Source organism: Micromonospora vinacea (assembly GCF_015751785.1).
Classification (GTDB): Bacteria; Actinomycetota; Actinomycetes; order Mycobacteriales; family Micromonosporaceae; genus Micromonospora; species Micromonospora vinacea.
The window spans coordinates 6,160,243-6,182,477 of record NZ_JADOTY010000001.1; the positions used below are offsets into that span (position 1 = coordinate 6,160,243).

General features: G+C 70.9%; 19 protein-coding genes. 9 read left to right on the forward strand and 10 right to left on the reverse strand.

Annotated elements, in window-relative coordinates; genetic code table 11:
• Window positions 1–4: 4 nt before the first annotated feature.
• Entirely contained in the window at window positions 5–2,728 is a 2,724-nt protein-coding gene (locus tag IW249_RS28840; RefSeq protein ID WP_196923647.1) for an ATP-binding protein, read from the reverse strand.
• 108 nt (window positions 2,729–2,836) lie between these two features.
• A complete protein-coding gene (locus tag IW249_RS28845; protein WP_196923648.1) occupies window positions 2,837–3,439 on the reverse strand; it encodes a VOC family protein in 603 nt (200 codons plus the stop codon).
• A 245-nt stretch (window positions 3,440–3,684) separates the two neighbouring features.
• Between IW249_RS28845 and IW249_RS28850 the strand changes: the two genes are divergently transcribed.
• Window positions 3,685–4,224, forward strand: a complete 540-nt coding sequence (locus IW249_RS28850) for a DUF308 domain-containing protein (RefSeq protein WP_196923649.1) — start codon at window positions 3,685–3,687, stop codon at window positions 4,222–4,224.
• 54 nt (window positions 4,225–4,278) lie between these two features.
• Here the strand turns inward: IW249_RS28850 and IW249_RS28855 are convergent, their stop codons facing one another.
• The 4 genes from IW249_RS28855 to IW249_RS28870 all read right to left on the reverse strand — a co-directional run bounded on the left by IW249_RS28855 (window position 4,279) and on the right by IW249_RS28870 (window position 9,252).
• Window positions 4,279–5,265: an alpha/beta hydrolase gene (locus IW249_RS28855; protein WP_196923650.1), complete on the reverse strand. Its 987-nt coding sequence runs from the start codon at window positions 5,263–5,265 to the stop codon at window positions 4,279–4,281.
• Window positions 5,266–5,340: 75 nt separating this feature from the next.
• Window positions 5,341–6,237 carry an acetyltransferase gene (locus IW249_RS28860; RefSeq protein WP_196923651.1) on the reverse strand — a complete coding sequence of 299 codons (897 nt, stop codon included), beginning with the start codon at window positions 6,235–6,237 and terminating at the stop codon, window positions 5,341–5,343.
• A 159-nt stretch (window positions 6,238–6,396) separates the two neighbouring features.
• The gene (locus IW249_RS28865) at window positions 6,397–7,596 is read right to left on the reverse strand and encodes a low temperature requirement protein A (RefSeq protein ID WP_196923652.1); all 1,200 of its coding nucleotides are present in this window, start codon (window positions 7,594–7,596) and stop codon (window positions 6,397–6,399) included.
• A gap of 114 nt (window positions 7,597–7,710) precedes the next feature.
• On the reverse strand, window positions 7,711–9,252 hold the full coding sequence (locus IW249_RS28870) for a flavin-containing monooxygenase (RefSeq protein ID WP_196923653.1): 1,542 nt from the start codon (window positions 9,250–9,252) through the stop codon (window positions 7,711–7,713).
• Window positions 9,253–9,468: 216 nt separating this feature from the next.
• Here IW249_RS28870 and IW249_RS28875 point away from each other — a divergent pair, with 216 nt between their 5' ends.
• The 4 genes from IW249_RS28875 to IW249_RS28890 all read left to right on the forward strand — a co-directional run bounded on the left by IW249_RS28875 (window position 9,469) and on the right by IW249_RS28890 (window position 12,561).
• Entirely contained in the window at window positions 9,469–10,425 is a 957-nt protein-coding gene (locus IW249_RS28875) for an AraC family transcriptional regulator (RefSeq protein WP_196923654.1), read from the forward strand.
• Window positions 10,426–10,530: 105 nt separating this feature from the next.
• Window positions 10,531–10,914 (forward strand): MerR family transcriptional regulator, encoded by a 384-nt coding sequence (locus tag IW249_RS28880; RefSeq protein WP_196923655.1) that lies wholly within the window; start codon window positions 10,531–10,533, stop codon window positions 10,912–10,914.
• The gene (gene trxA, locus IW249_RS28885) at window positions 10,893–11,240 is read left to right on the forward strand and encodes a thioredoxin (protein ID WP_269215343.1); all 348 of its coding nucleotides are present in this window, start codon (window positions 10,893–10,895) and stop codon (window positions 11,238–11,240) included. The genes IW249_RS28880 and trxA overlap by 22 nt, the downstream gene beginning before the upstream one ends.
• A gap of 352 nt (window positions 11,241–11,592) precedes the next feature.
• Complete coding sequence (locus tag IW249_RS28890; RefSeq protein ID WP_307788740.1) at window positions 11,593–12,561, forward strand: glycoside hydrolase family protein; 969 nt, start codon at window positions 11,593–11,595, stop codon at window positions 12,559–12,561.
• A gap of 1 nt (window position 12,562) precedes the next feature.
• On the opposite strand, the gene IW249_RS28895 is transcribed toward IW249_RS28890, so the two are convergent.
• On the reverse strand, window positions 12,563–13,456 hold the full coding sequence (locus IW249_RS28895) for an NAD-dependent epimerase/dehydratase family protein (RefSeq protein WP_196923657.1): 894 nt from the start codon (window positions 13,454–13,456) through the stop codon (window positions 12,563–12,565).
• 69 nt (window positions 13,457–13,525) lie between these two features.
• Here IW249_RS28895 and IW249_RS28900 point away from each other — a divergent pair, with 69 nt between their 5' ends.
• The 3 genes from IW249_RS28900 (at window position 13,526) to IW249_RS28910 (ending at window position 15,292) form a co-directional block, all read left to right on the forward strand.
• Window positions 13,526–13,936 (forward strand): VOC family protein, encoded by a 411-nt coding sequence (locus IW249_RS28900; RefSeq protein ID WP_091399534.1) that lies wholly within the window; start codon window positions 13,526–13,528, stop codon window positions 13,934–13,936.
• Window positions 13,937–14,033: 97 nt separating this feature from the next.
• On the forward strand, window positions 14,034–14,660 hold the full coding sequence (locus IW249_RS28905) for a VOC family protein (RefSeq protein ID WP_196923658.1): 627 nt from the start codon (window positions 14,034–14,036) through the stop codon (window positions 14,658–14,660).
• Window positions 14,661–14,872: 212 nt separating this feature from the next.
• Window positions 14,873–15,292, forward strand: a complete 420-nt coding sequence (locus IW249_RS28910) for a PPOX class F420-dependent oxidoreductase (protein ID WP_196923659.1) — start codon at window positions 14,873–14,875, stop codon at window positions 15,290–15,292.
• A 60-nt stretch (window positions 15,293–15,352) separates the two neighbouring features.
• On the opposite strand, the gene IW249_RS28915 is transcribed toward IW249_RS28910, so the two are convergent.
• On the reverse strand, window positions 15,353–16,237 hold the full coding sequence (locus tag IW249_RS28915) for a bile acid:sodium symporter family protein (protein WP_196923660.1): 885 nt from the start codon (window positions 16,235–16,237) through the stop codon (window positions 15,353–15,355).
• 146 nt (window positions 16,238–16,383) lie between these two features.
• Between IW249_RS28915 and IW249_RS28920 the strand changes: the two genes are divergently transcribed.
• Window positions 16,384–17,727: a glycoside hydrolase family 18 protein gene (locus IW249_RS28920; RefSeq protein WP_196923661.1), complete on the forward strand. Its 1,344-nt coding sequence runs from the start codon at window positions 16,384–16,386 to the stop codon at window positions 17,725–17,727.
• Between the two features lie 118 nt (window positions 17,728–17,845).
• Here IW249_RS28920 and IW249_RS28925 read toward each other — a convergent pair whose 3' ends face one another.
• Both IW249_RS28925 and IW249_RS28930 read right to left on the reverse strand, forming a co-directional pair.
• Window positions 17,846–20,107 carry a hypothetical protein gene (locus IW249_RS28925; RefSeq protein ID WP_196923662.1) on the reverse strand — a complete coding sequence of 754 codons (2,262 nt, stop codon included), beginning with the start codon at window positions 20,105–20,107 and terminating at the stop codon, window positions 17,846–17,848.
• A gap of 10 nt (window positions 20,108–20,117) precedes the next feature.
• Window positions 20,118–22,211, reverse strand: a complete 2,094-nt coding sequence (locus IW249_RS28930) for a hypothetical protein (protein WP_196923663.1) — start codon at window positions 22,209–22,211, stop codon at window positions 20,118–20,120.
• Between the last annotated feature and the right edge of the window lie 24 nt (window positions 22,212–22,235).

Consider the following 22,235-nt stretch of genomic DNA (forward strand, 5'->3'; position numbering starts at 1 on the left):
GCGGTCAGCGGTCGCGCAGGGCCGCCGCCAGCTCCCTGCGCGACCCGATGCCGAGCTTGGTGAAGACCTTGCGCAGGTGCCACTCGACGGTACGAGGGCTGAGGAACAGCGCGGCACCGATCTCCGGGTTGGTCTGCCCGGCCACCGCTAGTCGGGCGATCTGCGCCTCCTGCGGGGTGAGCGCGACCGGCTCACCGAGGGTCCGTTTGCGGACGGTCTCACCGGTGGCGAGCAGTTCCCGGCCCGCCCGCTCGGCGAAGCCCTCCGCGCCCATCGTGGCGAACGCCTCGTGCGCGGCACGCAGTTGAGTCCGGGCATCGGCGCGGCGATTCTCCCGACGCAACCACTCGCCGTACAGCAGTCGGGCCCGGGCCAGTTGCAGACCGAGCTGGCCACCGGTGAGCCGCTCGATCGCCTCCCGGTACCGGTCCTCAGCCCTCCCCGACGCTCCCGTCAGGGCGTCGGCGAGGGACTGCACGCCGAGCGCCCAGTCCGTGCCGGCGGCGCCGGTGCGCTCCGCGAGGCGCTCGCGGGCCTCGGCGGCCACCTCGGTCTCTCCGGCGCGGACGGCGGCCTCGACCAGCTCACCGAGCGTCCAGTTGAACACGGCGAGGTCCACGTACTCGGTCGCCTGACGCGCGGCATGCAGCGCGGCCGGATACTGGCCGAGCCCGTTGGCCAGCACCGCCCTGGCGTAGCCGGCCAGGCCGAGCAGGCGCCCCTCGCCACGCGCGTCGGCGTCCTTGACGGTGGCGTCGATCAGCTCCATCGCGGGCAACTCCCGGCCACGGTGGGCGGCCAGGGTGAGTGAGGCGGACGGATGCATGGCCATCCCGGTGGCCTGGCCGAGGGCATCGGCCTCGTCGACCAGGCTGGCCGCGTCGACGAACCGACCCGCGAACACCAGCGCGCCGGAGCGGAACGCCAACGCTGTGGGCAGCAGCGACAGCGCACCGGTGGCACGGGCGAAGCCGACCGCCCGCTCGGTGAGCCGGAACCAGGCGGCGTCGTCCCACACCTCGTGCGCGACCGGCCCGGCCAGCCAGAGCAGGTGCAGGTTCTCGTCCGCCGTCATCGTTTCGAGAGCCCGGCGGAGATACGGAACGGCGTGCGCGTACCCGTCGAGGGTCCATGCCGTGAGGCCGGTCAGGAACAGGCCGGCCGGCTCGTCGCCGGCCGGCACGCCGCGGGCCGCCTCGGCCGCCCGGCGCAGGTCGCCGCCAGCAAGCCGGCCCGCGTGCACGGCGGCACCCACCGCCGAGAGGTACGTGGTGCGCGCCGAGGCGCGATCCAGCTCCTCAAGCCGGCGGGCGGCCGCGAGCAGTGGTGGACCTGCCGCGTTGCCGGGGTTGAACGCGAACGCGACCTGGGCCCGCAGACGCTCCACCCCGGCCCGCTGCAACGGTTCGAGTGGACCCAACTCGGCGGCCGCCAGCAGGTCCGGAACCTGATTCAGCTCTCCCGCGTCGAGTCGGGCCCGCGCGGCACCCAGGGCGCGTGCGGCACGCGACTTCGGGTCCGGGGTGAGCGCGACGGCGCGCTCGAGGAAGGACGCGGCGGCGGACCGGCCGCCCCGGGCGAGGGCGCGACCGGCCGAACGCTCCAGTTCGGCAGCGACCTCCTCGTCCGGCCCGACGGCGGCGTGCGCCCGGTGCCAGGCGCGGCGGTCGGGGTCGTGATCCGGATCGGTCGCCTCGGCGAGCGCACGGTGCACCTCACGCAGGTCGGCGGCCTCGGCCAACCGCCAGGCGGCCGAACGCACCAGCGGGTGCCGGAACCGCACCCTCGCCCCGAACTCGACCAGTCCCGCGGCCTCGGCCGGCGCGGCGGCGTCAGGTCCGACCCCCAACCGCTCCAGGGCGCGCCACAGCAGCGTCACGTCGCCGACCGGCTCGACCGCCGCGGCGAGCAGGAGTTGGCGGGTGTTCGCCGGAAGCGCGGTGATGCGCCGTCGGAAGCCCTCCTCCATCCGGCTCGCCAGGGGTGCTGCGGCCTGTCCGCCGAACCCGAACGCCAGCTCCGCTGGTGTCAGGCCACGTGGCAGCTCGAGCAGGGCGAGCGGGTTGCCGCGCGTCTCGGCGACGATCCGGTTTCGGACCCGGTCGTCGACCGGCCCGGGTAGCACCGAATCCAACAGCGCCCGCGCCTCCGCGGCCGGCAACCCGTCGACCCGCAGTTCCGGCAGGCTGCCGAGGATCTGTTCGTCCCCCGGGCTGCGGGAGGCGAAGACCAGCGCGATCGACTCCTCGTCCAGTCGGCGGGCGACGAAGGTGAGGATGACCTCCGACATGCGGTCCATCCACTGCACGTCGTCCACGATGCAGACCAGTGGCTGTTCCGCCGCGGCCTCGGCGAGCAGCCCAAGGACGGCGAGGCCGATGAGCAGCCCTTCCGGCGGGTCGCCGGGGCTCAGCCCGAAGGCGGTGGCGAGGGCGAGCCGTTGCGGCTCCGGCAGCCCATCGAGGTGACCGAGCAGCGGCGCGCAGAGTTGCTGGAGCGCCGAGTACGCGATCTCGGACTCCGGCTCCACCCCGGCGGCCCGGGTCACCCGACCGGGCGACGCATGCTCGCTGAGGTAGTCCAGGAGTGCGCTCTTACCGGCACCCGCCTCGCCGCGGAGTACCAGCACCCGGCTGTGCCCGGCGCGAACGTCACGCAGGAGTCGGTCGAGCGTGTCCCGCTCGCGCCGACGTCCCCGCAGCGCGGAACCCTCGGTGTTACTCGGCACGTCATCCTCCCCGGCGGAGGGTACACCGAGTGAGATCACCGATCCCGGGTCCGGCCAGCTCAAAGGGCGGCCCCCCGCGCGTCGGCTGCGCGAGGGACCGCGCGGAAATCAGGCGCCGAGGCCGGCGGTCCGGGCCATGTAGTCGGCGTACCAGATCGGCCAGTCCGCGTCCTCGTGACCGAGTTCCGCCTCGTGCCGGCCGTGCGCCGCGGCGGCGTCGCGCAGGGCCTGCTCCACCTCGGGCACCGAGCCGTAGACGACGTGGGTGATCCGTCCCGGTTGCCGCGCGGTGACCTCCTGGAGGACGAAGCCGTTGCCGTCCGGGTCGCTGAACGAGGCGAACGAGCTGTACGACAGTCGCTCCGGCTGCGGGCCGGTCACCCGGTCGCGGGTGTCGGCGTGGTGGAACACGCCTCCGGCGTCGTGGAAGACCTCGCTCACCTCGATTCCACGGGCGACCAGTTCCGCGCGGGCGGCGACCACGTCGTCCACGACGAGGTGTATCCCCTGCACCGAGCCCGGCGCGGCGTCGGACACCCCGTCACCGATGATGATCGAGGATGCCGAACCGGGCGGGGTGAAGTGCACGACGCGGAAGCCGTCCGGGGCGACGTAGTCGACGTCCTGCCGGAAGCCGACCTTCTGATAGAAGTCCCGGGCCCGGTCCACGTCCGAGACCGGCAGGACGATGACCTCGAGCTTGAAATCCACGATCTTCACTCCTCTGTGGCACCGGACGCCGTTCGCCGTCCGGTGTTCACCGTCGCGCGCGGCACCCACCGGTCGCCCCAGGGAGATCCCCTGGCCCGCGCCCTGGGGTCACCGGCCCAGTGCGCTGAAGGCCAGTCGGTCGGAGGCCAGTGCCTCGGCCAGGGTGTCTCCCTGGGGCCATGCAGCGGCACGGCCGGAAGAGTCGTCTGGGTAACCGACACGACCGGCAGAAAGCTGACCCTCGGATGTCTCCCCTCTTTCGCATCTACCTCGTCCGTGGCCTCGTGGCGATCGCCTGGGCCGCCGGATTCTCGACAGTCAGCGACTCGCTCACCGCCACCACCGTGGTCCTCCTGATCGCCTATCCACTCATCGACGTGGTGGCCTCGTTGCTCGACGCCCGCGAAGATCCCGGCACCCCGGCCCGCAAGCTGCAGATCTTCAACACCACGCTCAGCGCCCTGGCGGCACTCGCCCTGGGACTGGCGGCCAGCAGCGGGATCGGCGCCGTACTCTTCACCTTCGGCGTCTGGGCGATCGTCTCCGGCGTGGCCCAGTTCACCGTCGCCATCCGCCGCAACAGCCCGGAACTCGGCCGCCAGTGGCCGATGCTGGTCGCCGGCGCCCTCTCGGTCATCGCCGGCGCGACCTACCTGCCCGCTGCCCTCGGCGCGGAGCCGAGCCTCAGCATGCTGATCGTCTACACCGCGGCCGGCGGTGTCTTCTTCGTCCTGCAGGCCGCGAGCCTCGCCTGGCGGCAGCGCCGACAGACCGTCCGGGCATGACCGACCGACGCCGTGATGGCAGGGGCTCACCTGCCACCACGGCGTCGTCGACCGTCACTCGCCGATGCTTGTCGTCCCGGCGAGCCCGGAGGCCGACGCGTTCTCACCCTCGTAGAGCGCGACGTACCGCCGGCGCCACTCGTCGCCGTCGGCGCCGAGGGCAGCGAGGTTGAGGGTGTTGTGTTCGACGCCCAACGTCGCCGGCAGGGTGCACACCCGCAGCGGAATCGCGTTCGCATCGGCGATCCGGCGCGGCACCCGGACCGCTGCCCGGAGGTCCACCACGCCGTCGAGCGGGCTGATCGCGACCGCCGCGGTCCGCAGCCCGTTCCCCCGGGCGGGGTTCGGCAACGTACGGGCGATCGTCAGGTACTGGGTGACGGCGGCGAGGGAGTAGCCGCGCGACGTGACGCGGTCCCGGAGGACGCGACGCCCGTACAGCACGATGAGCGGCTTGACCGCGTAGGCCGGCGCCTGTCGCGGGTTCGGGCCGAAGAACGGCGAGAGCAACAGCAGATGCCGTACGACGTTGCCCGGCACCTGGGCCAACCAGGCCGCCAGCACGGCGCCGCCGGAGATCCCCACCACGCCGACCTCGTCGCCCAGGGCCGCCGCGACTGCCCACCCCTGCGCGGCGTACGTGGTCAGCTCACCGGCCTCGACCCGGTGGTGGGCCCGCCGGTCCACGGTCCCGTGCTGGGGCGCGCGGGGAATCCAGACGTTGTACCCACGCTGGAAGAACTCCTCGGCCAGCCCCTCGTACTGCTCGGGCGCGAGGGTGTATCCGTGCAACAGCAGCACGGCCCGGCCGGTACGGGAGCCGTGGCTCAGCAGGCGGCTGCGTGACTCCGGTCGGACCGCCGGATCGGCAGCCTCGGCGGCGATGATGGTCGCGGCGGCACGGGTGGCGGTGTCGAAGTCGAGCGGTCGGGCCGGCGCGACCCGGAGCCCACGGCGGCCCACCGGCCAGAGATAGAGCCCGGCGACCGCCGCCGCGACGAGCGCCAACCCGCCGACGAGAAGCGCGATGATCTCCGGCATGGACAGATGCTGACAGGGGCCGCGCTCGGCGCCGGCTGAGGGGGTGCGCCCGGGTGACCGGGCGCACCCGGTCAGCTATTCCTGGTTGTTCGGTGGCGCGAAGACGACCCGGGAGCGCAACTGTCGAAAGCCGGTCCGCTCCAACTCCGCCAGCACCGCCACCCGGTGCGATTCCACATCGGCGATGACCTCGCGGGCACCGCTGGCGGCCAGCACCCGGACCGCCTCGGCCAGCAGTTCGGGCCGGGCCGCCTCGTCGCGGAGGCCGAGATAGGCGAGCAGTGGGAAGCAGGCATCGCCGGCCGTTCCGGCCAGGCCCACCGGCTTACCGGCGTCCACCGCGACGCGCCACTCCTCGGTGTTCTCGCCCAGCCAGGCCAGCGGGTCGGTGGCCAGGTCGACGCCGCCGACCACCCGCGCGATCTCGACACCGGTCAGCACGTCCGGCTCCACGACCCTGGCGACCAGGGCGTTGATCTCCGCCACGTCGACGGGCGCGCGGAAGTCGTACCGCCCGGAGGACGCTGGCAGGGGCGTGCCCGTCCAGGAGCAGCGGAGCCGCTCCCCCCGCTCGACCAGCCCGGCGAGCCGGGCGGCCTCCATGGGCGCCCGCACCACGGCCAGCACCTCGGGTCGACGCCGCCAGTGCGCCGGCAGCGCGGCGTAGTACAGACCAGGGCCGCCCAGCGCCTCGTGGGCGGCGCGCAAAAGCTCGGCGCCCACCTCCGGCTCGGCGTCCAGGTCGAACCGGTCCAGCCAGGGGGCACCGACGGCACGCGGGGGAAGGAGCCAGGCGGCCCGGCCCACCAACCGGCCGGCGCGCAGCGCGACCCACGTGTTCTCGGGCCGGTAGCCGCCACCGGCGATCCCGTCTGCGTACGCGACCTGGCGCAGTTGGGGCAGCGGATCGGGCATGGAGTCGAACAGGTTTTCCTCGCCCGCGACGAGCGGACGGATGACCAGATCAGTCATGGGGTTGGTCCTCCGGGAAGCGCGCGCCCCGGGTCAGATCCGCGCGGACGCCGGAGCGCGGAGGGGGCGCAGAACATCGGACATTGTTCTGACCTCCTTCCAGCTCGACGGCGTGCCCGACGACCATACGCGGACTGGTCGGCGGTTCGCAACGGATCGTCACAGCGTCGGGTTGGTCTCCGCCCCGCGCTTGTGGGCACGTTGGTCGTACACGGTGATGCCGGCCAGGATCGCCGCCGCGACGGCCGCCACGGCGACCGGCGGGAGCAGCACCATCGGCGGGGCTGCCACGACCAGCGCCACCGCGCCGTAGTACAGCGCCCGGCACCGCGGTGCGGATCGGTCCTCCCGCTCCAGGGCGCTCCGCCCGATCAGGAACAGCACCGGCCCGCCGAAGATGATGGCCACCAGAGCCCAGTCGATCGGAGGGTGTGGATCCTCGATGACCTGTCCGAAGCCGACGGCGGTGCAGATGATGCCACCGACGATCAGCAGCAGGCTGTAGCTCGCCCACCGCGACAGTTGGATCCCCTCCCCGCTGGGGGTCGAGGCATGGCCGGATCTGACGTGGTAGAAGTAGATGCGCCAGAACGAGACGACCGCCACGAACGCGGCGACGAGGGTGATGGTCCCCCCGGTGGTGAAGCCCGGGAAACTGACCGCCGCGCCGGCTTCGAGCACCACCTCGGCGAGGGCGATCATGAAGAACTGGTTGTACCGCTCGGCGAGATGCTCCTGCGAGACAGTGACCCCCGAGCTGATGAGCTGTCTCCCGCCCATCCGGGGCAGGGGGTAGGTGGTGGCGGCGCCGATCAGCTCGATGGCGAGGGCGATGGTCCAGAAGATGCCCCGACCGAGACCACCACTGATGCCGCCGCTGATCCATAGCACGCTGGACGCCAGGTGCCAGGTCAGCACCCGGAGCGAGAACGCGCGACCCGCGTGACCCCGCAGGGCGAACACCAGGAAGAGCGGCCGGCCGACCTGGATGAAGACGTAGGTGCAGGCGAATATCACGCCGCGTTGGCCGAAGGCCTGCGGCAACGTGACAGCCAGCACCAGCGTGCCGAACATCGTCGCCAGCAGGACGGCCTGCAGATCGGGGCGTCGAGGGTCGTAGGTGCTCGCCAGCAGGGCATTGAGCGACCAGATCATCCACATCGCCGTGAAGAACAGGACGGTCTGGCCCGCCTCGGACAGCAGCGTGTGCCGGACGATGGTCAGGTCGTCCGCGACCCGCCCGGCGAGACGGGCCAACGCGAAGACGTAGACGATGTCGAACAGCAGTTCCAGGACGGTCGCCGAGCGTGGGCTCTTGCTGTCCCCGAGCCCACGAAAGAACGCGGTGCGCGTCAACACGGACGGCGAGACAGCTCAGCCGGCCAGGGCCGCCGGCACGGGCACCCGACGGTGCTGACCCTGTTCCGCTGCCATCGTCCCCGAGCCTCCTCACCGACCGGCCCCACCTGATCCCTATCTGCGTATTTTATCCATGTTTATCGGACCCTCGTCGCTGATGGCAGATACCGGGTCGGCGGTACGCCGGATCATCTGCGCCGTCACCCTGCGGTACGAGCCCGGGTCGACGGGGAACAGCCACTGCCGGGCCCGGGTCAGCGGGCCGACGTTGAGCCCCAACTCGTCGAGCACCTCGTCGACGTTGTGCATCGAGAACGGGATGATGTTCGTGCCGCGAGCGTGTCGTCCGTTGGTGCGCTTCGTCATCCAGAACAGCCGGGCGCGCACCTCGTCACGCATCCGGACCTCGGTCGGCACTGTGAGCCCACCCCGCAGGTACGCGGCCGTCCAGACCGCCGCCATCTCCGCGCTGAGCGGGCTGAAGAACGACGAGTTGTAGCCGGCGAACGTCAGCCTCGGCACGCCGATCGGCAGGATCTGCCGGTAGAGCATGAAGTTGCCGGCGTCGTCCTGGAGCCGGGCGTGCAACGCGTCGTCGAAGAACGGCACGTGCTGGCGAAAGCCGGTGCCACAGATCACCAGGTCGGCAGCGAGCACCGTGCCGTCGGCCAGGCGGGCGGCGGGCCGATCACCGTCGACCAGCAGCTCGGTGATCACCTGTTCCCGGTGCACGGCGATGCGGCCGTCGGTCACCCGCTCGAAGAAACCCTCAGTGGCGAGGCTGACCGTGCTGCGGGCGATGTCCTCGAAGCTGCCGTTGGGCACGAGACCCAGCTCGCGCAGGTTGAGCTGCCGGGTGGCGACCGAGCCGACGCTGTCGACCATGCGTCGGCGCAGACCGTTCCCCGGACCGTGCAGGAACCGCTCAAAGCCCTTCAGGTGCAGGTAGCGGAAGAGCGCCTCACCCATCCGGGTGAGCAACAGGTACTTGTAGTTGAGAGCACCACCGAGCTTGCGGGGCATCTTCCAGAGCAGCTCGCGCGCGACCACGTGGGTCTGGGCGGCGACCTCGCTCACCGGGACCGCCACGTCGCAGGACGACTTGCCGTACCCCACCACGAGGACGTTCTTACCTCGGGCCGCCTCGATGTCGTGGAACTCCCCCGTCGCCAGGACGCGCCCGCCTGCGGCTTCGAAGCTCGCGTGCCCGTCGAAGGACGGGACGACCGGGTCGGAGAAGATGCCGTTGGCCACGATCAGGTGGTCGTACCGTTCCACAGTCAGCGGGTCCTGGGCGCCCGCCGGCCGCGACGTGACCAGCCACCCGGTCTCGTCGTTGACGAGCTCGGCGGAGGCGACCTCCGTGGAGAGGCGCAGCGCGCTGGCCAGCCCGAACTTCTCCACGTAGCTCTCCAGGTACTGCTGCACCTGCTCACCGGACGGCCACTGCGGGTAGTGGGCGGGCATCGGCAGATCGGAGAGGTGGTAGGTGCCCTTGTCGTTCTGGGTGTGCAGGCCGGGGTATCGGCGGGTGCGACTCCACACCCCGCCGACGTCGGGCGCCCGCTCGAAGACGGTGACGTCGAATCCGCTCTGCCGCAGCACCTTCGCTGCGCTGACACCGGCGAATCCGGCACCGACGACGGCAATCCTCATGATCTCCTCCGAAGGACGTACGAAACGGTGCCGGCGCCGACCGCCAGCGGTGGTCGAACGCTAGCGGGCAGGCCGGGATGGTCGCTATCCGCGCGACGCGGGCACTGTCCGCAGTACGCAGCCGGCCCCTTTTCCTGTCGGGTCGACGGCTTTCCGGTCTGGTCCGGCCCGCTCACGCCTTACGGTCAGCGCGACGGGACGCCCGGGAGGTGTCGGATGGATGCCGTGACGGTCCGCACGGACGACGTCGACCAGGCCCGCGCCGAGGTGGGCCGGGTCTTCTGTCCACACCGGCTGACCCCCCAGCCGGGCGTGCACAACGTGCGACTGCGGATGGCGGCTCGCCGGGCGGGCGGGGTGGGCGTCATCGACCTCGACTACGGGCAGGCGGTCCGCATTCAACCGCCCGCGCTGGAGACCTTCTATCTCGTCCAGATCCCCAGCGCCGGCAGCACGACGGTCCGGCACGCCGGTCAGATCGTGACCTCGACCCCCGAGGTCGCCTCGGTCCTGTCCCCGTACGACCCGTCGGACATGCGGTGGTCCGAGGGATCGCCCCACCGGATCTTCTACGCCGACCGGCACGCCGTCGACCGGGAACTCGCCCGGCTGCTGGGCCACCCGGTGGACGACCCGGTCCGCCTCGACGTCGGCATGCTCATGACCACGCCGACAGCGCAGGCGTGGGCGCGCGGGGTGGCGTTCCTCGCCGACGAGCTGTCGCAACCGGCATCCCTGTTCGACCACCCGCAGGTCGCCGCCCGGTTCGAACAGGGACTGATCGGCAAGCTGTTGCTGGCCCACCGGCACAGCCACTCCCACCTGCTGGCCGAGCCGTCCCAGCACGCCCAACCCGGGCGTCTCGTCCGCCGGGCCTGCGCCCTGATCTCCGACCACCACGGCGAGGCACTGACCGTCGGTGACGTCGCCGAGGCGCTCCGGGTGAGCGTCCGAACGCTGCAGGACTGTTTCCGCCGTGAGTTGCAGACCACGCCGACCGCGTACCTGCGGACCTGCCGGCTCGACGCGGCGCACCGCACGCTCCGCTCGGCCGCGCCGGGGGCGTCCGTGACGACTGTCGCCCTGCAACACGGCTTCGTGCACCTCGGTCGGTTCGCGACCGAGTATCGGAGCCGATTCGGCGAGACGCCGTCCACGACCCTGCGCCGCTGACGACCGTCGCCTCGCCCCGGCACCTCGCCGGGCCCCGCCCGGCCCTTGCCTTGACGCTGACGACAAGGTTTAGCGTGGTCGCGACGGGCCGATGGAGGAGGTCGGATGCTGATCGGCGAGCTGGCTGAGCGGGCCGGCACGAGCCCTCGCACTCTGCGCTACTACGAGGCGCACGGATTGGTACGGGCGCAGCGCTCCGCCAACGGCTACCGCATCTATGACGAGGCGGAGCTACGCGTCGTGCGGGAGATCCGGGCGCTACTCGACGTCGGGTTCGACCTCGACGATGTCCGCCCGTTCGTCGCCTGCCTCCGAGCCGGCAACACGTCCGGTGACGTCTGCCCGGACTCGGTGCTGGTGCTGCGGCGCAAGATCGTCGAGGTCGACCTCGTCATCGACCGGCTCGGCGCGGTCCGCCAGCAACTGCACAGTCAACTCACCCATGCGATCGCACACCGGGAGAAAACATGCCGCAGAAGGCGGAAGTAGGCTCGCTGGTCACCGTCACCGACGACACGTTCGCGGAGCTGGTGCTGGCCAGCGACCGGCCCGTGGTCGTCGACTTCTGGGCGGATTGGTGTCCGCCCTGCAAGGCGATCGAGAAGAGCCTCGCCGAACTGGCCCAAGAGTTCGGTGACCGGATGGTCGTGGCAAAGCTGAACTCCGACGAGAACCCCAGAGCGACCCGTAGCTACCGGGTGATGTCCCTGCCGACCCTGCTCGTGTTCCGTCAGGGCGAGGTCGTCGGCTCGACCGTGGGGTCCAGGCCGAAGACGTACCTGCGACAGACCCTGACCGCACAGGCCGGGTGGTAAGGGCCGCCGCCGCGAGCCCGTCGGACCGGGACCGGGTGTCGTCCCGGCCAGGGTGGTTGGTGCTGTCGGAGAACCAGGTGGTGATCGACGGTCGACATCAGTGGTGGAAATCGTTATCCCGATGCGGCCGGCGAGTCTCCTGAGGGGAGGCAGGTGGCGGACCTTCCGTCACCGTCTGCACCAGGTAGCGGTACTACCACGTGAAGGAGTCGAGACGATGCGCGCAACCGGCCAGGGTGAAGCGGACGCCGCGAGGGGAAACCGGGGCGTCCACGCGGAACCCCGACGCGGGCCGCTCGGCCGCCTCCCGACCGGCGCGAGGCGGCTACTGTGGCCGCTCCTGGTGGCGGCCGTGGTCGCTGTACTGGTGACGGGTGTGATCGTCGTGGTGCAGCCGACCGGGCCGACGCCCGCCCCGGCCGCGACGCAGGCGCTCGACGCGCCGCCGCCCGCGAGCCCGCAACCCGGCGCGCCCAGCGCGACCACGCCCACCGCCACCACGAGCCCGGCGGGGGCGACCCCGACACCGACGCCGGCGGTGAAGCCGACGACCGGGCGTCCGGTCGCCCCGGCTGGCCCGGCGGTGACCTCGAAGCGCAAGGGCGTCGGAGTGTGGACCTTCGACGGCGTCAGCCAGGCGCTGGCCAACTCCGGAGCCAGTTGGTACTACACCTGGGACGTGGCCCACTCGGGCGTCACCAGCCCGAAGGGCGCCGAGTTCGTCCCGATGATCTGGGGGGCGAAGAGCGTCACCGCCACCAACCTGCAACAGGCCAGGAAGAACGGCCGCTACCTGCTCGGATTCAACGAGCCGGACCTGAAGGGCCAGGCGGAGATGACCGTCGAGCAGGCGTTGGAGCTGTGGCCGCAGTTGCAGGCCACCGGCCTTCCGCTGGGCAGCCCGGCGGTGGCCTGGGGCGGCGACCGGCCGGGCGAATGGCTCGACCGGTTCATGGCCGGGGCGAAGCAGCGCGGCTACCGTGTCGACTTCATCGCCCTGCACTGGTACGGCGGCGACTTCACCACTGCCAACGCGGTCAACCAGCTCAGGTCGTACCTCCAGGCCGTGCACGACCGGTACAACCTGCCGATCTGGCTCACCGAGTTCGCCCTGATCGACTTCTCCAACGGCGTCCGCTTCCCCACCCAGGCACAGCAGGCCGCCTTCCTCACCGCGGCCACCCGGATGCTGGGTGGGCTGTCCTGGCTACAGCGGTACGCGTGGTTCGGCCTGCCCGCCACCGACAAGGACCAGACCGGGCTGTTCCGTACCGGCAGCACCGCCACCGCCGTCGGCCGCGCCTACCAGGCGGCGCGCTGACCTACAGCACGTCGACGTGGTCCCGCCAGGAGTGCTGCGGCTCGTACCCCAGCACCCGGCGGGCCTTGTCGATACTGAGCAGCGTCTCGTGCTCACCCAGCTCCTTACGGATCTCCACGCCCGGGTAGACCTCGGCCATCAGGCTGGCGCTGGACCTGGTCATCACGGTGTCGGCGTTGGCGATGACGAAGACGTCGGCACCGGGCTGGTCGTACGCGAGCGCCCGCTCGACCGCCTGGGCCCCGTCGCGGGCGTCGATGTAGCCCCACAGGTTCCACCGGCGCAGCCGCGGGTCGGCGTCGAACGAGGGGAACGGCGCGTAGTCCTCGACGTCCATGACGTTGGAGAAGCGCAGCCCCACCATGACCAACTCCGGGTCCCACCGACAGAAGTGCCGGGCCATCTCCTCCTCCAGGGCCTTGTTCAGCGAGTACGTCGACTCGGGCCGTGGCGCGTACTCCTCGTCGACCGGCGCGTACGGCGGCGGGGTGTCGAACGGCAGCCCGAGCACCGTCTCGCTCGACGCCCACACGACCCGCTTGATTCCGGCGGCCCTGGCCGCGGCGAACACGTTGTACGTCGCGGCGGAGTTGTTCGCGAAGGTGGTCGCGTTCGACATCAGCCCGGGAGCCGGGACCGCCGCGAGGTGCACGATCGCGTCGACGCCGCCCGCGTGCTCGTCGGCGCCCCCGGTGAACGCCTCCACCACCTGCCCGTAGTCCGTCAGGTCGACAAGGAGGAACTCGCCGTCCACGTCGCGGGGGTCGCGTCCGCCGACGCGGTCGACAGCCAGGACGTCGACGCCCACGGAGCGCAGGTGGGAGACCACGGCACGGCCGAGCTTGCCGGTGGCACCGGTGACGACGACACGCCTGGGCAGTGTGGATTCGCTCATGACCACATCTTCGCCGGGGGCAGACGGTGACCCACACGCGGGTACGGCGTTACCCCTAGCATGATCGACATGGACATCACTATTCACACGTGCTCCCTGCCGCACACCGACCCGGACGCCTCGCTGGCCTTCTACCGCGACGCCCTCGGCTTCGAGGTCCGTAGCGACGTCGGTCAGGGCACGATGCGTTGGATCACGGTTGGCCCCGCCGACCAGCCCGGCACGTCCATCCTCCTGGCGCCGCCGGCCGCGGACCCCGGGGCCACCGAGGACGAGCGCCGCACCATCACCGAGATGATGGCCAAGGGCACCTACGGCTGGATCCTGCTGGCCACGCGGGACCTCGACACCACCTTTGAGAAGGTGCAGGCCGGCGACGCCGAGGTCGTCCAGGAGCCGACCGAGCAGCCGTACGGCATCCGCGACTGCGCCTTCCGCGATCCCGCCGGCAACCTGGTCCGCATCCAGGAGCTTCGCTGAGCCGTCCGGTCCTCGATGTGCACCGTTCGGGACAGCTGACGAGACCGGTCACGAATCAAGAAGCGCCGGTCGCCCGGCCGCAAATAGCGTGATCGCCATGACATCCATCGCATCCGTCACCCTCGACGTGGCCGACCCCGCGGTCACCCAGCGCTTCTACACCGCCGCCTTCGGTCTGGACAGGCAGATTCGCCTGCGGGCCTCGGAGGCACCGACGAGCGGCTTCCGTGGGTTCACGCTGGCGCTCACGGTGTCCCAGCCGGCCACCGTCAACAGCCTCATCGGCACCGCCCTGGACGCCGGTGCCACGTCGCTGAAGCCTGCCGCGAAGTCGCTCTGGGGCTACGGCGGTGTCGTCCAAGCCCCGGACGGGACGATCTGGAAGATCGCGACCTCGGCGAAGAAGGACAGCGGCCCGGCTACCCGGCAGATCGACGAGATGGTGCTCCTGCTCGGAGTCGCGGACGTGGCTGCGAGCAAGCGGTTCTACGTCGAGCGCGGCCTTGCGGTGGCAAAGAGCTTCGGCCGCATGTACGTCGAGTTCGTTGCCGGGTCCAGCCCCGTGAAGCTGGCGCTTTACCGACGTCGTGCCCTCGCCAAGGACGTCGGCGTCGCTCCCGGCGGCACCGGGTCGCATCGACTCACGATCGGCGGCGACGGCGGGCATTTCACCGACCCGGACGGGTTCGCCTGGGAAGCCTCATCGCTGGCGACCGCGAAGTGACTGGAGGAACGGCCTCGACGAGCCCTATCAGTACTTTCTGATCCGACCGCAGCGCATCCAGGCCTGGCGGGAGGCGAACGAGCTGGAGGGACGCGTCCTCATGCGTGACGGCCGCTGGCTCGGCTGATCGCGCGATGTACCTGTAGCACCATGATCGGGGCCAGAGGGTGCGTAACGTGCAGGGGTAAACGTTGTCGCGACGAGGAGACTTCATGTCCAAGCCACCGCTTCCCGAGGCCGCGGTCGCCATGCTCCAGAAGCCGAACCCCGCCGTCATGACCACCCTTCGCAACGGTGGCCAGCCGGTGTCCGCCGCCACCTGGTACCTGTGGGAGGACGGCCGGATCCTGGTCAACATGGACGAGAGCCGCCGCCGGCTGGAGCACGTCCGCAACGACCCCCGGGTGGCCCTCACCGTGCTCGACGAGGCGGGCTGGTACACCCACGTCAGCATCATCGGGCACGTCGCCGAGTTGCGCCCCGACGAGAACCTCGCGGACATCGACCGGTTGTCGGAGCACTACACGGGCAACGCGTACCCACGCCGGGACCGCGCCCGGGTCAGTGCCCTGATCGAGGTCGACCGCTGGCACGGTTGGGGCGCGCAGAAGGACAACGACCAGATCGGTTGACCGTTGCCGCCCGCCCTGGCGCCCTCGACGACAGCCGTCAGGGCGCCAGGGCGTCAGCCGTCAGGGCGTCAGTGCGGTGGCGGACCGGGTGCCGACGCGGGTCACCAGGTAGCCGAAGGCTGCCGCGGTGAAGAACATGACGATGCCGTAGACGGCGCCGGGGATGGCCATCTGGGTGCTGTCGAGCAGCGCCGGGCTGAGCGCGATCGTGATGGCCAGGGTGCTGTTGTGGATGCCGATCTCGAACCCGGCGGCCGTCGCGGCGCTCCGGTCCACACCGGCGAGGCGCGGCACCCCGTACCCGATGGCGAGGCTGAGCAGGTTGAAGGCGAGCACTGCCAGGCCGACCGAGACGAAGTAGTCGGCGATGTTCTCCCGCTCGCCGAGCACCGCGCCGGCGATCACCGCGACGAGGACGACGACGGAGAGGATCCGGACCGGGCGGTTCAGCCGCTCGGCCACCTGCGGCATCCGTGCACGGATGAGCATGCCGATCGCGACCGGGACGAGCACGATGGCGAAGACCTGGAGCACCTTGTCGAACTGGAGGCCGATGCTCCTCCCGTCAGGCAGGAAGTACGCCGCCGACAGGTTGACCAGGATCGGCAGGGTGAACACGGCGAGCACCGAGTTGATGGCGGTCAGGGTGATGTTCAGGGCCACGTGCCCGCCGAACAGATGGCTGTAGAGGTTGGCGGTGGTGCCGCCCGGTGACGCGGCCAGCAGCATCATGCCGACGGCCAGCTCGGGTGCGAGGTCGAACGCGAGGACGAGGCAGAAGCAGAGCGCCGGCAGCACCAGCACCTGGCAGACCAGTGCGATGACGGCGGCTCGTGGATGGTGGGCCACCCGGCGGAAATCCGCGGTGGTCAGTCCGAGACCGAGACCGAGCATGATGATGCCGAGGGCGACGGGTAGTCCGATCAGAGTCACGGCGGAGTCCATGGCACAACATCGTTACCACCCGGTAACGCCGCCACAATCCCCCATGTGGCTGGACGGCTCTTGACCCCGGACGGTGATCGGCTTAACTTCATCAATCAGATAACTCTCTTTACTAATTCTGCTTGATGTCTCGTGGGAGTGTGCCGATGCGACCATTCCGCCACCGCCGTCTCACCGCCGTCGTCGCCCTGGCGACAGTGCTGGTCACCGCCGCTCCGCCCACCGCCGCCAGCGCCGGCGACAACCACCAGCGCCGCACCGGTTACCACCGGGTCGGCTACTTCACCCAGTGGGGCATCTACGGGCGGGCCTTCCCGGTCAAGAAACTCGACACCTCCGGGGCGGCGAGCCGCCTCACCCACCTCAACTACGCCTTCGGCAACGTCAGCGAGGACGGCCGCTGCTACGTGGACGGTGGGCCGGGTGAGGGCGACGCCTGGGCCGACTACCAGCGCCCCGTCCCGGCCGAGGAGAGCGTCGACGGCGTCGCGGACGCCCCGGGCCAGGCGCTCAACGGCAACTTCGGCCAGCTCGCCAAGCTCAAGGCCAAGCACCCCGAACTGAAGGTGCTGATCTCGCTGGGCGGCTGGAGCTGGTCGACGTACTTCTCGAACGCGGCCCGCACCGACGCCTCCCGCAAGGCGTTCGTCACGTCCTGCATCGACCTCTACCTCAAGGGCAACCTGCCCGGCGGCGACGGCGCCGCGGGCGGCCCGGGCGCCGGGGCCGGCGTCTTCGACGGCATCGACCTCGACTGGGAGTGGCCCAACTGGGAGGGTGAGCCCGGCAACGTCATCCGCCCGGAGGACCGGGAGAACTTCACCAAGCTGCTCGCCGAGTTCCGCCGGCAGCTCGACGCGTACGGGCGCACGACCCGCGCGCACCACCCGCTGACCGCGTTCCTGCCGGCCAGCCCGGCCACCATGGACGCCGGCTACGAGGGTCGCAAGATCTTCAAGTACCTGGACTTCGCCACAGTGCAGGGGTACGACTTCCACGGCGGCTGGGACGCGCGGGCCAACCAGCAGTCGGCGCTTCGCGTCCCGACGGGCGCCCCGGACAACCCGGACTTCTCCGTCGAGGTGGCCATCGACGGGTGGATCGCCCGTGGCGCGCCGCGCGACAAGCTCGTGCTCGGCATCCCCTACTACGGTCGCGGCTGGACCGGCATCACCGGCGGCGGCAACGGCCTGTTCCAACCGGCCACCGGGCCCGCGCCGGCCACCTTCGAGGCCGGGTACGAGGACTACAAGAAGCTCAAGACGCTGGCCGGCAACGGCTACACGGTGCACCGCGACCTGCGCGCCGGGCACGCCTGGCTGTTCGACGGTACGACGTTGTGGACGTACGACGACCCGGCGGTCGTGTTGCAGAAGACGCTCTACATCCGACGGGCCGGCCTGGCCGGCGCCATGATCTGGTCGCTCGACGGCGACGACGACAACGCCACGCTGACCAAGACGATCGGCCTCGGCCTGACCACCTGGTAGCCGTACCCGATCCACCCGGCCCGTCGCCGGCCGACTCCTCGGCTGGCGGCGGGCCGGCGGGACGGTGCCGCGACCCGTCAGGAGGCGTGTGCCCCGCGGAGGGGGAACCGCCGCTGTGTCACGCCGTCGGGCTGCTGTTACCCGACGTGCCGAGGTGGATGTCGACGTCGGCGGCCCCGGTCATCTGGTCGTACGCCCTGGTCTTGAGCCGGTTGGTCTGCAGCTCGCCGTCGAGCAGCGCCGCCCGCAGAGCCTCCGCGTCCGTGATCTCCTTGCTGGTCACCGCGTCGGCCGCGGTCGTCGCGCCCTGCACGACCTCCAGGTGAGTGCCGTCGGTGGGCATCAGCTCAGCCCACTTGGCCAGGCAGTAGACCCGCTCCGGCACCTCCTGGCACTCACTGGTCAGGTCCGGCATCTCGTCGCCACTGCCGAGGTGGCTGGTGCGGAACGCGCCCAGTTCGTCGACGAACGCGGCCAGTTGCTGCTCCACCATCGGCGCGAGCCGGGTCGCCACGGCCTTGCCGAAGATCCACCGCAGCGCCGCCAGCTCCATACCGGCCCGCACCGGGAGGTAGAGCTTTGCCCAGCTGGCGTTGAGGAAGTCACTCGGGTCGCGCTCGGGGGCGCGGGCGTCACCGGCTGACCACCAGCCGGGGTACGACACGAACGAGGCGCGCTCCCAGTCGAAGACCCGGTGCCAGAAGTCGATCTCCCACGCCTCGTCCCGCACACTGGCCGGGAAGTGCGCCTCGACGATCTGCGAGACCATCTCGTTGACCGGTGAGTACCCGCCGCGCAGCCGCGCCTCGAACTCGTCCCCGGCCTCCTCGGCCGCCGCCAGCGCCGCGCCGCGCGTGTCCTGCCAATCCTGCAGGTCCGTCAGATAGCCCGCTACCAGCGCGTTGTAGGCGGCGTCGTCGGCGTTCTCGGCGACCAGCGTCGGGGTACGCCGGAACGCGGCGGCGAGCTGCACGTCGGCGCCGGGCCCGGCGAGCCAGCTGGCCGCGCCGACGTGGATGCGTACCCGCAGTGCCGGCTGACCGTTGGCGTCGGTGACCACCGGAACGCCGACCACCCGGGCCGCGATGCCCGACGGCGGCCGGCGGGTGAACAGGGTGAGGCTCTGCCGAATGGTCTCGATGTCGCCGTCCCACTCCCAACCGCTGTCGAAGACGACGTCGATGTCGTAATCGGCGCTCATGTCGCCGGTGAAGCCCCACTTGTCGAGGGTGACCACCGGGGAGTAGATGGTGCGGGTCTCCACGGCGGCCGGCACGCCGGGCGCCGGGGGCACCGGCTTGACCGGCATGGCAGGCAGCGCGGCGAGAGCGTTGTCTCTGATCCGCTGGCGCCCGTCGGTGATCTTCTTGGCGAACGCCAGCGCCGGGTCCTTCACCGTCGGCGCCCAGCACACCCGGGCGCCGTACCGTTCGTGGGCCAACTCCAGCCGTTGCAGCACCTTGAAGTAGTGCAGTGTGATCGGCGTTGCCCGGTTGGGGTTGCGTACGGTCCGCTTCGAGGTCGACTCCATGCCGGTCTCGCTCACCAGCTTGAAGTCGGTCTTGTGCTGCGTGCGGTAGCGGGCGGCGACCTTGGAGGTGGCAGTCTGGCTGTCCTTGACCGCACGGCGGCTGGTCTCCTGGCTGGCCGCCGTCACGCTGCGCGTGTAGCCGATCGTGTGGCTGGCGTTGAAGGTGCCCCAGATGCCGGTCGGGCTGGTGTACTGGCCAGTGTGGCTGGCGTTGAGCCCCCAGGTGTCGGTGAGCGACTTCTGCCGCTCGAAGCCCTCCTGCAGTTCCGTGGTGAGCGCGCTGGTGAGCTCGACGTCGGTCTGCTTCTCCGTTTCGTCCTGCTCCTCCAGGGTCAACTCACGCTTGGTGTAGGTGCGCTGCTCCAGCACCGCCTCCTCGCCGGGCGCGAGCGCCAGCGCGTAGACGTGCTCGCCGAGCGCGAAGCCCACCGGCCGGATCCGGGTCCGGTCGAGGAACGCGATGCCCACGTCGGACTGGAGCAGGCCGGCGACGAACTCCGCCTCCTGGTCACCGAGGAGGCTCTGGCGCCGGGCCGGCGGCTCGCGGTTGGTCATGCCCGAGTCCTGCCCCGGCAGCGCCGCCTCGGCGGCGTCCATGTCGTTGGCCTTCCACAGCCCCGACAGGCCGAGTTCCTTGAGCAGGTGCGGCAGCCGGTCATGGGAGAGCCCGCCGTACCGCATTGCCTCGATCAGCGCCTGCTTGACGTAGAACGGCAGCAGGGGCGTCTCCCCGTCGTCGAAGGTGAGCTGGACCGGCACGAAGTAGTTGGAGTAGACGTAGCGGTCGGAGTGCGCGGTGCTGAACCCCAGCGTCGCCAGGTCCGCGTCGGCGACGACGACTTCACCCATCGGTGCTCCTCTAAAGTGGCAGTTTGAACAGGGTTTGCAGGCCCTGGTAGGTCATCTCGTGCGAGGTGACGAAGAACCCGGGAAACAACTGGCTGAGGGCGGCCTGCCGGACGACCGTCTCCCGCACGGCGTGCGCCGTCAGCTCCTCCAGGCCGGCGACGACCTCAGCCGGCACCCCGCCCTTCCTGGCCCGCTGGTACGCGTCCGCGATCGCCTCCCAGCGACCGTCGAACGCCTCGCCGAGGTCGTCGGCGACAGTGCCCCACGTCTTCTCGAAGCGCTCCAGTTTCGTCGACGCGGTCCAGTCCACGTTGGTCACCCGGGCCGCCTCCGAGTCGACCAACAGCAGGTCGCTGCGGAGCTCACCAACGGTCGTTGACGCCTTCCACCCGAACCGCTCGGCGAGGTGGGAGGCCAACGCCTTCTCCGCGCCGGCCGCGGACGGGCTCCGGGTGAACCCGACGAGGCGCAGCAGCAGGTCCCGGTCCGGGTGGCTGAGCAGCAGTTGGGCGACCGTCTGCCGGAGCACCGCGTCGGAGCCGCGCAGGGCCGCAGCCAGCTCCGGGTTGGCCGCGCGGACCGCCTCGACGACAGTGGCGAGCGACTTCTCCGCAAACGCCTGCAACCCCGGTGAGCGAGCGACCAACTGAGCGGTCTCGGCCGCCATCCGCCGGTGTACCTGTTGGCCGAGCCGCCAGGGTTGCGCCTGCCCGGCCTTGCGCAGCGCGCGGAACTCCTCGTACGCGGCGGTCTGCAACGCCCGGTTGAACACGGTGGTCAGGCGCTGCTCGAGCTGGCGGGCGATGGCGGCCCGCACTGCGGCGGCCCGGATGTCACGGGGGGTCTTGGGCGGCTTGAGCTCCCGCAGGTCCTCGACCCGCTTGATGATCTCGTCGAGCGCCTGGCTCAGCTCCGCTCGGCTGGCCGAGCGACCGGCCGACGGCACCGTTTCCGACATGCACGCCATCAGGACCGGCTTGCCGTCGGCGCTGATCAGCGCGCTGAGCTGGGCTCCCGCACCCGCCCCAGCGAACGCCTCGGCGTGCGCAGCCTGGTTGAACACGGTCAGGGTCAGCTCGGCGTCGACCAGCAGCACCCGGCCCCGCCGGTACAACGCTTCGAGCACCTTCGGGGGGAACAGGGTACGCAGCACGGCCAGGCCTACCTGCGGCGTGGCCAGCAGTGCCGCCCGGCCGATCGCGACGAGCAGCGCGGCGATCTGGGTGGTCAGGAGACGAAGCTCGGCGGCGGCCTCCCGGGCACCCACGATCAGCAGCGGCACGTATCGGATCGCGGCGCGCACCGCCACCCCGCCGAGTAGCCGGACCAGTTGGACCAGGCCGGTCAGCAGCTGGAAAAGGTCGCCGGCGATCCGGCCGAGCAGCCGGCCGGCGGCGAACGGGTCGAGTTCCTCCAGGTGCCGCCCGAATTCCGCCACCCAGCCGCGCCAGAGCGTCAGCAGCCGCTCGGGCACGGTGCTCGGGTCCAGCGCGGCCAGGACGCCGGCCAGCGCCTCGCGGACGACGGTGGCCTGCTCGGCGAGACGTTGCAGACCTGCCCGGGGGTCCACGGTGAGCACGATCAGGGTGGTCAGCTGCTCCTGCTGGAGGCGACCGACCAGTTGCACGAGTTTGCCGAGGTCGACCACCACCGTCGCGAACGACTCCCCGACGCCCACCAGGAAGCCGTCGAGGAACAGCTTCGGATTGATGCCGTTCCAGGCCGCGTAGTGGCGCATCGCGTCGAGCAGCGCGGGGTCGAGGCCGAGCAGGAAGCGTCGGAACGCGCCATCCGTGTCGACGTCGGAGGCCGCCAGGTCGAAGAACGCCTCGGCCAGCCCAAGCCTCGCCAGCATCGCGACCAGGTCCCAGACGTTGTCGGCTGAGATCCGACCGGTCATCGCCTGCAACACCCGGTCGCGGGTCATCGAGCGGGTGGCGTGCGCGTCCATCCAGTACCGTACGGTCAGCGCGACGAACTCCACCCGCGGATCCTGGGTACGTACGCCGTAGACCGCCGCCCGGTTCTCGGCGGACACCCGCGGCACACTGAACCAGTCCCGGATCATGACGGTCTCACCCGTCGGCTGCCCCAACTTCCCCACCTCCTCCGGCGCAGTGCACTGTCC